Origin of the sequence: Halomonas sp. DP5Y7-2, assembly GCF_019802025.1 — a bacterium.
Classification (GTDB): Bacteria; Pseudomonadota; Gammaproteobacteria; order Pseudomonadales; family Halomonadaceae; genus Halomonas; species Halomonas litopenaei_A.
Genome location: NZ_JAHVHY010000013.1, coordinates 1 through 9,003, shown reverse-complemented (window position 1 = coordinate 9,003; position 9,003 = coordinate 1). Strand labels below are relative to the sequence as shown.

Below are 9,003 nucleotides of genomic sequence, written 5' to 3'. Positions count from 1 at the left end.
TGGTATCGGCGGAGCCAGCGCTGCCAATCGAAGCCATCTCGTCCTGATGCTGGACAGTTGCTCCCAGACTATACGCTGAGTCGAGGCCAGTTCCCCAGTAACTCGACTCCACCGTTCCAAACAGGCTGCCATCTTGGTACTGGGCCTCGCTGGCTTGGAACATGACCACTGGCTTACCGTGAGCGACGATAACTTCTCCATCACTCCACCTGAGCGGCTGACCAGCGTACTGTTGCCTTATTTCATTGTAGGCGGCCTGTGCGACCTGAAGGTCACTCAGGAATCTCGCATACTGTGGGTTGTTTGCATTGCTGGATGTGTCCAAGCTGACGAGCAAGTCACTGAAGGCGGTGGTTTGGCTAGCGTCCAACTGAGCGCCAGAGACCAGCGCGAACATATCGTCCCAGCTCAGATCACCAATACTAGGTTCACCCCGCTCCGCTGCTAGCTCGCGAGACCGGTCTGCCAAAACCTCCCGCTCCTGCGGATGCAGCAGCCGGTTATACTGCGTCGCACTCCCCGCCACCTGGGCACCGATCTGCAGCTCACTGTCGTCGTTGCTGGCGATCTCGGCGGCAATGACGCCAATGATCTGGGAGTTCATTACCAAAAGCCGGCCTTTGTCGGCCTGGTCCAGGTCGCTGTACTCTCCAGCGAGCTTGTCGACCAGCAGTTCATTGGCCCCGGCGGCCAGTGCGCCGGTGGTGAAGTCACCGCCCGCGGCTTCGGCGGCAAGGCCGCCCATAACGGCATGCAGGGCGGCCTTGTTCAGGCTGCCGTTTTCAAGGGAGGTATTGCCGATGGCGTTAAAACCAGCGGCGGCGAAGGTGTTGGCCAGACTCGCTTGAAATGCGTCGCCCAGCGCAGCGTCACCGCCAAGCGCCCGGTCCAGCAGCGCGGAGGTGGTGTTCTGCAACAGCTGATTGGCGCCGAACTGGCCCGCCCCCTGCCAGGTGCCAAGGGGAGCGCCTGTGACCGTCCCGCTATTGGGCAGGCCAGTTGTCAGGCCTGTCTGGGTGCCGGTCCAACCGTCGTACAGGCCGTTGGTCAGCCCGGCGGTCATGCCCGCTACAGCGTAGCCGCGCAGGGCATCACTGGAGGTCACGTCGCCCCAAGCCTCGCCGAGGTCCCCCTGTTGATTGATGGTGCTGACGGCGGTGTTGCTGGCCACACTGGTGAGCGAGGTAGCAGCCGCTACATTGGCCCAGCCACCAGCCGCCAGGGCGCCAGTTGACGCACCACCCGCGACCAGCTTGGTGGCCATGGGGCCGACGTAGTAGGCCACCACAATCGCCACCACCAGCTGCGCGGCGGCGCTCATGCCCGAGTGGTCATAGTCCCACTGGTCATGGAGGGCCTTGACCGCGCGCCAGTCGACGTCGCCACGGGCTTCCATCTCGGCCAGCCAAGCTAGGCTCGGATCGGCCTCGACCATGGCGGTGATGGTCTGGTGGATGCTCTGCTCATCGACCTGCTCGATGTCGACGTTAACGCCCTGGGCGGCGCGGATGATCCGCTCCCCCTGGGCCACCAGCTCACTCTGACGCAGGGTCTCGACGGTCTCGCCTTCGCCCTTGGCCGACTGCCAGACGGCATTGCTCGAGCTCTTCTCATGGGTCTCGCTATGCAGGTCGCGGGCATGGGCGAAGGTGATCTCGCCGCCGCTGTCCAGCACCAGGTCGTTGCCCGCATCGAGTCGGGCGCCTTCATAGGTCTGGTCGCCGTCGCTGACGATGATCAGGTCACCGCCGCTGGCGATCTCGCTGCCCTGGGCGCGCAGGTCCTGCACTTCATCGAGACGATGCTTGTCACCGCCGAACAGGCCGCCGCTCTCGTTCTTCTCGTAGCGGGAGTAATCCTCGTCGTTGGCAGCCAGCAGGGCCACGTCGCCACCGGCATACAGATACGCCTCATCACCGGCACTGGCGGTGCTTGCCACCAGGGTGAGATCGCCCCCGGCGGCCACCGTCAGGTCGGTGCCGGCCGCCAGCTCGCTGCCCTGCTGACGCACTGTGCGGGTGTCGTAGGTCTTGTTGGGCTTGCGGGTGTGGCTCTCGCTGGAGTTGGCCGCGGACGCCAGGGTGATGTCGCCGCCGGCGACCAGGCCCAGTCCCTCGCCGGCCTCGACGCGGCTGGCGAGCAGGCCGATATCGCCTCCGGCGCTAAGGCTCGCGCTGCCTCCCGCCTCAAGGGCGCTGCCCACCTGGGTCACGCTGTCGGTGGTGGTGATCTGGCGGCGGCTGACGTCGCGGCTGGCGTCGCTGTTCTCGCCAGAGACAATGGCCATGTCGCGTCCGGCGGCCAGCACTAGGTCATCACCGCTTAAGACCTGACTGGCGTCGATCGCGATATCCCGTCCGGCCTGCCAGGTAAGATCGCTCCCGGCGGTGGTGGTTGAGCCGAGCGTAGTGGCGCTGTCTTGACGATCGCGACCGCGGGCATCCTGCCAGTGGCTGACGTCCACCACGGCCCCGGCCACGATGTCACGACCGGCGGTCACGGACAGGTCAGCACCGCTGGTCACGCTGCCACGGTTGACCACGTCACGCCCGGCCTGGATGTCGAGTTGATCACGGGCGCTGATGCTGCCGCCCTGGTCGAGATAGCTGCGATAGTCCCGTGAGGTGCCAGCGGCCACGCTTAAGCGGTCGTTGACCACGTCGCCGGAAACGGCGGTCAGGCTGACCCGGTCCCCGCGAATCTGCCCACCCATGGCGTTGCGGATATCGTCGCGGGCGGTGAGGTTCAGGGCGTCACCGGCCTCGACCAGGCCGCCCTGCAGCACGGACCCAGCGGCGTAGGCATTGAGGTCGTGGGTGGCGCGAAGGGTGCCGACGTTGACCAAGTCACCGCCGCTGATCAGGTCGATGTCACGACCCTGGATCACCCCACCACCGCGCACGTCTCGGCTGTCCAGGTTGGCCAGGTACAGCACTGGCGCGAGCACCGTCTGGCCGTCGATCTGACGCTCCTCCAGCCAGACGATGTCGTGGGTCAGCGCCGCCACCTGCTCGGGGCTCAAGCCCACCCCCAACGCCAGGGACAAACGGTCCTTCGAGGCCAGGGCGTTATCCATCAGGTAGCGATACTGGGCGTAGTCATCGCCCAGCCCCTCACTGAGATAGCGTTGGCCGGTAGTGGCCAACACCGCCTGGCGGATCAGCCGGGATTCATAGCGACCATCGCCGAGCAGCCGATAGGCCTCGTCGTCGGTGTAGCCGAGCTTGTCGAGCAGGTAGTCGGAACCGCGCCACTGCTCGAGGTTGGTGAATTCCGGGTTGGTCTCGACCAGATAGCGCCCCTGGGCCTCGGGGGCGCGCACGAACAGGCCATAGTCACCTTCCGGCAGCCGGAAGGACGGCGTCTGCGCGATATCGACCCGCAGGAAGGGCGCGTCGTCGAAGACCCAGACGCCGCCTCCCGCGTCAAAGCCAGCGCCCACGCTGGCGTCCAGTGCACCGTCAAGCCCCCCGCCAGCGGTGCTTGGCGTTGCGCCGATATCCACCAGCGACGCATCGCGGCTGGCACCACTGCGGTCCACTCGCGATGGCGCGTTCAGCCCCTGGGCACTGGCCTGGTCGGCATCACGGCCCAGGGTCATGGACAGCGTGGAAACCGGCCCCTGGGTCGCCGCATCACCAAGACGCCCCTGCAACTGGGCCAGGGTATGTTCCTGGATATCTCCGTTATGGAGTTGCTCGGTGGCGGTAATGGAGACACGGCCACCGGCGGAAATCACGGCGGGAGCACCACCAGGGAGAATGGTGCGGGTTTCCACCTCGCTGACCTTGACCACATCATCAGTGAGAAAAGGAAGAGGAAGAAGCGTGTTGCTGCTATCAAATCCACTCGTTGTATTCCAGCTATCGAATCGAGAGTTGGATTCATCAATGAACAATCGATAGAAACGGCCACCGCTGCCGCTATAGCCCATGCAGCGATTAAAGTTTTCTCTCTTTGTACAGGCTAGTGCGTCTTCGTCCGTTGCCAACACGGTGGTTTTTTCGACCAAGGTGTTGGACCGGCCGGTATTTTCCAAGGTGTCAGTACGAATCACCACATCGCCGTTGGCAGCGATGATACTGGCATCATTCACCAGTTCATCGGTGAGCAACGTGACATTACCCCCGGCCACTATTTCGGCAGCAGCGGACTCCAGGCTGACACTATTTTCGAAGCGCTCAACGAGCTGGTATTCACCGAAATGATCGATAGTGCCCAGAAGCGTGATGGTTTCTGTCGCTCCGCTCCCATCATGGCCGTCGTGGTCCACCGTTTTGCGATACATACGAACTTCGTACTGAGTGCCCGAAACTTCACGACCTACCAGCTGTTGCTCTGTAGAAAACGCATCAACGGTATTTGTGACATTGCTCACCGCGACCGTCATATCCCCCTCGGCCTCGATGGTGCCGGAGCGGTTTTCCAGCCGGTCCGCCTTGGCCAAGGCGCTGTTGCGTGCCAGGGTCAGGTCGCCCCGGCTATAGATGTCTCCATAGCGGTTGAACAGCTGCTGCGTATGCAGCGTCATGTCGCCACCGGCGAACAGCAGGGTATCGGGGGCATTGGTGATGCTGGCGCTATCCAGGCGCAGGTCGCCCAGGCTGCCCAGGGTGCCCTGGTTATCGAGCGAGGCCGAGCTCAGGGTCATGTCGCCCTGGCTGGTCAGGCGTCCCAGGTTGGTCACATCACCGCTCAAGCGGAAGGAAGCGTCGCCGGCACTGGCGATGCGCCCGCCGTCCTGGGTCAGGCCGGTGGCGGTCACCTCCAGACGGCCCTGGCTCGACAGCTGCCCGGTATTGTTCAGCGCGCCGTCCAGCGTCAGGGTCAGGCTGTCGTTGGCCGCCACCAGACCGGCATTGACCAGCCCCGCCGTCCGTAGGCTCAAGGCCATGGCGCTGGACAGACGCTCGCTTTGGCCGACGCTCAGCGCGGCGTCACTGGCGAGGACCAGCGGACCATTGGCCTGCCACTGCCCTACCCCCTCGACACGGCCAAGCTCGGCACTGACGCCACCGGTTCCCTGAAGGCGGCCGTTGAGGTTGGCCAACTGCTCGGCCACCAGCTGCACCACCCCGTCACCATCATGGCGTAGCGTTCCATCGCGGTTGTCGATATCCGCAGCGTTCACACGGGCGTCGCGGCTCCCCAGCTCGATCACGCCGCCACGGTTGTCCAGGCGCTGACGCGCGCTGAGGGTCGTCGTCTGACCAGACAGGCTTCTTAGCGTGCCGCCGCCATTGGCCAGGCCATCGACGTCAACGCTCAGCGCGGCGCTGGACTCGACCAGGCCTTGCTGGTTGTCGAGCATGCCGGTGGTCAGGCTGAGACCACGACCGGCCAGCTGACCGCCCAGGTTGGTCAGGGCCGCGCTGTCCACCCCCAGCACGCCATTGGCCAGCATTCGTCCGTCGCCGTTATCCAGCGCTCCGCTGAGCTGCACCTCCAGGTCACGCTCCACCGCGGTCAGCGTGCCCTGACGGTTATCGAGGCGCGCCCCGGTCAGGCGGACGCCGTCGCCCTGCAGACGGCCTGCGCGATTGTCGACGGTGGCGATGTCCAGCGTCAGCTCGCCGCCCTGGGCGGCCAGCAGGCCGGCCTGGTTGTCGAGCCGGTCTGCCGTGATGGCGGCATTGCCCTGCACCGCCGCCAGCTGACCGTCGTGGTTATCAAGGCTCGCGGCCTCAAGGGTGAGCCGGTCGGCGCTGATCGACCCGGCCTGATTGTGGATCGCCCCCTCGGCCGCGACGATGGCGAGCGTGCCATCGGCCACGTCGATCACACCGTCGGCGTTATTAAGCGCAGCGTCCTGACCGGTGAGGGTGATCACCGCGCCGTCGCGCTCGGCCAGAATGGCGCCGCCCTGGTTGCCAAGGGTCGTTGCCCTCAGCCCGATCCGGTCCGCCAGCAGCCTGCCCTGGGTGTTGTCGACGCGGGTGGCCGCGACATTCAGCCGAGCGGCCTCCAGCGTGCCCGAGGCGTTGACCAGGTCCTCCTGAACGGTCAGGTCCAGCGTCTCGGCGGCGCTGATCAGCCCTTGCTGCGTGTTATCGACGGTGGTCGCCGCCACGCGGATCCCATCGGCGACGAGCTGGCCCTGTCGATTGTCCAGCCGACCGATATTGACGAGGGACAACTGCTGGCCTACCAGCACGCCCTGGCGGTTATCCACCTGGGTGGCGTCGCTCAACTGCAGCTGTCCGTCGGTGACCTGCAGCCGTCCTCCCTGGTTGTCGAGCGCGCCGTTCAGCGCCAGACCCAGCGCCTGCGTGGCACTGATCAGCCCCCCGGCGTTATGCAGTTCCGCCAAGGTCAGCACCAGCGACTGCCCCAGTACCCGCCCCTGGGTGTTGGACAGCGACCCGGCCGTCAGGCGCAGGTCATCGGCCAGCAGTAGGCCGCCGTCGCGATTGTCGATGCCCTGGTCCGGGTCCAGGCCAAGGTCCAGATCCAGCTGGCCGGCGCTCAGGGTGCCACCACGATTGTCCAGACGCCGGGCCGCGACCTGCAGCTCGCCGTGGTCGGCGTCGAGGACCCCGCCCTGGTTATCGAGGGCGTCATCGATGGCCAGCGTCAGATAGGAGGCGGTCAGGCGGCCGTCCTGGCGATTGTCCAGGCTCCCTGCATCCAGGCGCAGCTCGTCGCCGACCAGCTGCCCCTGACGATTGTCGACGGCGCCTTGCGAGGCCACGCTGAGCCGCCTGGCGACCAGGGTTCCCTGCTGATTGTCGAGGCTGCCCAGGCGCGCCTCGAGACCTCCCTCGACCACCTGAATCTGGCCCTGACGGTTGGCCAGCGCCTGGGTCACCGTCAGCGCCAGAGCATCGTCGGCACTGATCATGCCCCGGGCGTTGTCCAGGGTCTGGCTGTGGATCCGCACATCGCCTGCCAACAGCGCGCCATCACGGTTATCGAACTGCCCTGTGGTGAGCACGACCCGCTCGGCGCCCAAGGTGCCGCCGTCGCGGTTGGCCAGGTGGCCGCTCAGGGTGGCCGTCAGGTCGCCGTCGGCCACCACCTGGCCCCCTGGGTTCTCGAGATGCCGGGCGACGATGGCAAGTTGCCCGGCACTGATGCGACCGTCCGCGTTATCCAGGCTTTCGCTCAGGCTCACGTTCAGGGCGCCGGCGGCAACGGCCTTGCCGCCCTGGTTGTCGAGTTCCGCCGCGGTCAACGTCAGCGAGCCCTGACGGGCCTGCAACGTGCCCCCGGTATTGATGATCTCCCCGTCGCTGGCCAGCGCCAGCGCACCGGTCTCGGCGCTGATCAGACCACTGCGGTTATCGACCCAGGCCGCGCTCAAGGCGATGTCCTTGGCCGCCAGCTGACCCTCGGCATTGTTCCATTGACCGATGTCACCTTTGAGCGAGCCGTCCAGAACAACGCGCCCGCCCTGGTTGTTGAAGCGCTCCAGGTCGAGTCGCAGATCCTGCCCCGGGGCGAACACCAGCGAGCCGCCCAGGTTGGCCAGGCGTCGCGTCTCGAGCTCAAGGGCGCTACCGGCGGACAGGGTCGCCTGGTCTCCACGGTTGATCAGGTCCGGGGCCGACAGCGCCAGCCGCTCGGCGTACAGCGTGCCCTGATTATCGATGCGCGTGGCGCTCAGGCTGGCGTGATCGGCCTGAACACGCCCCTGCTGGTCGATGACATCCGCTGTCAGCGCGACACGCTGTCCCTCCACCAGCCCCTGGTTAGTGAGCTGGGTGGCGTTCAGGGACACGCTGTCCGCCAGGATCTCTCCGCCATTGTCCAGACTCTGGCGCGACGTCAGCGCCAGCTCGCTTGCCAGCATCTGGCCTCGGTTGTGGGTCACGCCGGAGGTCGCGGCCAGACGGTCACTGGCGTCGAGTCGGCCACGGTTGTCCAGGGTGGCGGCGGTGATCGCAAGCTCAGCCCCCGCGCGTCGCTGTCCGCCGCGGACGCCGGCCACTACATCACCGGTGGTGGTCAGGCGCTGCGCTGACAGCGCGATATCCCCACCGCTGGTCAGCCGGCCAGAGATGTCCAGGGCATTGTCGGCCTGAATGTCGGCCCCTTGGTCGGCATGCACGTCACCCCCAAAGCTAGCGTCACTGGACTGGGTGATCAGGCGCGCAGGGGTCGAGGCGTCGGCAAGCCTCAGCTGGCCATCGGCGGTGATGCGAATGTCGCCGGCACTGGCGGCCATGTCACCGGCCAGGCGCACGCCGACCCCGGCGTCGGTACCGACCAGGCGGATGCGCTCGGCGTACATGCCGCCCAAAGCGGAGGAATCGATGGCCAGGGCCGGACGGGACCCTGTGCCACTGCGAGGCGTGGCGTTCAGGCTCGCGGCATCGATATCGTTGGCACCTGCGACGATCGTCAGGTCCTGGGCGTGCAGCTCGGCGTTGAGCGCCGCGGCCCGGGTAAGGATCTCGAACTGATCCACCTCACGGGCGTCCAGCCCCAGCCCCTCGATGGCGACCTGCCCCTGGTCCACCGCGTAGTGGTCCAGCCGGCCATCCTCGATCACCGGCGCACCGGTGGTCAGGGTGACCCGGGGGCTGTTGATGAAACCGCAGCCATCACATGAGATGCCGTAGGGGTTGGCCACCACCACCTTGGCGGCCTGGCCGGCCACTTCGGTGTAGCCCGCCAGTCGGCTCGGATTGCCGCCATTGACCTCATTGAGGATGACCTGGGCCGCCTGACCGCGCAGATTGGCATTGCCGACCACGATGCCGCCAAGCTGGGTCGACTGAGTCTTGCCGGTAGCGTTGTTGAGGATGAGCCCGCGGGCGTCCACGTTGTAGTCGCGAAAGCGGTTGTGGGAGAGCCCCTTGTCGTTGGGGGTGGCGATGTTGACCACCGGCACGCCGTTGCCCGCCTGATCGAGCCGGGTGTTGCCCCCCGGCGCCACCACGATGCCGTCTGCCAGCACCACCACGGGATGCCAGAACAGGGCGTTGATCATGACGATGGCCAGATGGCGAAACAGCGGACGGCGTGGGTTCATCAAACGTCCCTCCTGGAGGGCATGGC

1 protein-coding gene is annotated in these 9,003 nt (G+C 66.1%); it reads right to left on the bottom strand.

What is annotated here, in order from left to right; all coding sequences use genetic code 11:
* A partial coding sequence (locus tag KUW18_RS19515) for a DUF637 domain-containing protein (protein WP_222562189.1) occupies positions 1–8,977 on the bottom strand: 8,977 nt, incomplete at its 3' end.
* Positions 8,978–9,003 lie beyond the last annotated feature (26 nt).